Source organism: Peptoniphilus rhinitidis 1-13, from assembly GCF_000246925.1.
In the GTDB taxonomy this organism is placed as follows: domain Bacteria; phylum Bacillota; class Clostridia; order Tissierellales; family Peptoniphilaceae; genus Peptoniphilus_A; species Peptoniphilus_A lacydonensis.
The window spans coordinates 1-1,547 of the sequence record NZ_BAEW01000034.1 but is presented as its reverse complement, the minus strand read 5'-3'; the positions used below and the strand labels follow the sequence as shown (position 1 = coordinate 1,547).

1 protein-coding gene is annotated in these 1,547 nt (G+C 23.5%); it reads left to right on the top strand.

What is annotated here, in order from left to right; genetic code table 11:
* Positions 1 to 15 precede the first annotated feature (15 nt).
* A partial coding sequence (locus RH95_RS09060; protein ID WP_369369288.1) for an ATP-binding cassette domain-containing protein occupies positions 16 to 1,547 on the top strand: 1,532 nt, incomplete at its 3' end.

The following is a 1,547-nucleotide window of genomic DNA, read 5'->3' as shown; positions in this document are numbered from 1 at the left end:
ACGTACTGTGTATATATTTTTATATCGATATTATCCACGATAATAAATGGTATTGTTTCACCTGTTTCTCTTATTATAATGCAAAAAATTATAAATGGAGTTCAAACGGAAAGAAATTTAAACAATATAATTTTTTATATTATACTTTATATTTCTATAGATTTATTTAATTCGGTTTATTCAAATTTTCTAGGATATTATAATACCAAATATAGTATGAAATTTAATTTATATTTTTCAGAGAAAATATATTTAAAGGCATCTAGACTATCTTTGTCTGATTATGAGAATTCAAAAACTTATGACATAATGAATAGGGCACAGAATCAAGGAGGAGATAATCTTTTATCTTATTATGAAAACTTTATGTCCATAATAACTCAATTGATTACTCTTTCTTCCTATATTTTCATTTTAATAAATTTTAGAGTTTGGCTTGTTGCCGTTATTATGGTTATTCCTATATTTAAGTATATTATAAATAATAAGTTTAACTTAAAAAGATTTGAGATAATAAAACAGAGAACGAACGATAGCAGAAAGAGCTGGTATTTAACATACCTGTTGTCTTATGGGAATTTTTATAAAGAACTTAAAACTTATAATCTTTTTTCTTATTTTATAAATAAATATAAAAACCTTATCAAAAGATTTAATAAGGAAGATTTAGAGATAAATAAATCTCAAATAAAATGGTCAATCTTAATTAGTGTAGTGGAAACATTAGTAGATGGATTTATTTTCTATTACACAATTTCATTGGGATTTTTTGGTCACATTTTAATTGGAGATGTTATAACTTATATTAGGGCCATTTCAAATTCTAAGTCTAATATAACTTCAATCCTTTTAGGATTATCAAATATGGTTAATCAAAGTTTATTTATCGGACAATTATTTGAGTTTTTTGAGTTGGAAGAAGAGGACATTTCTAATAAAATAAAAATAAACGAAATAAGAAAAATAGAAATAAGACATTTATATTATAAATATAATTCTTCAAAAGAATATGTTCTTAAAAATATAAATTTAAGTATAAATAAGAATGAAAAAATTGCGATTTTAGGAATGAATGGAAGTGGAAAGACAACTTTAATAAAATTAATTATGGGATTTTATAGAAATTATGAGGGAAATATATTAATTAACGGCATTGAAGTTAGGGATATTGATAAAGAATCTTTGCTAAAAGAAATTTCAACTCTATTTCAAGATTTTGTTAAATATGAGGCAAGCTTTAGAGAAAATATAACTTATAGTAATTTAAAGGTTATGAATGAAGATGAGAAAATAAAAAACATAGCTAATAAATTTAATTTTTTAAATTTAATTAATTCATATGACAAGAAATTAGACACTCAATTAGGTATGTGGTTTGACGAAGGAATTAATTTATCTATGGGTCAGTGGCAAAAAGTGGCTCTTGCAAGGGCATTTGCAAAAGAAAGTAGTTTATATATATTAGATGAGCCAAACGCCTCAATGGATGCTATTACGGAAAAAGAAATTTCTGATTTATACGAAAATATTTTAGAAAATAAAATTGG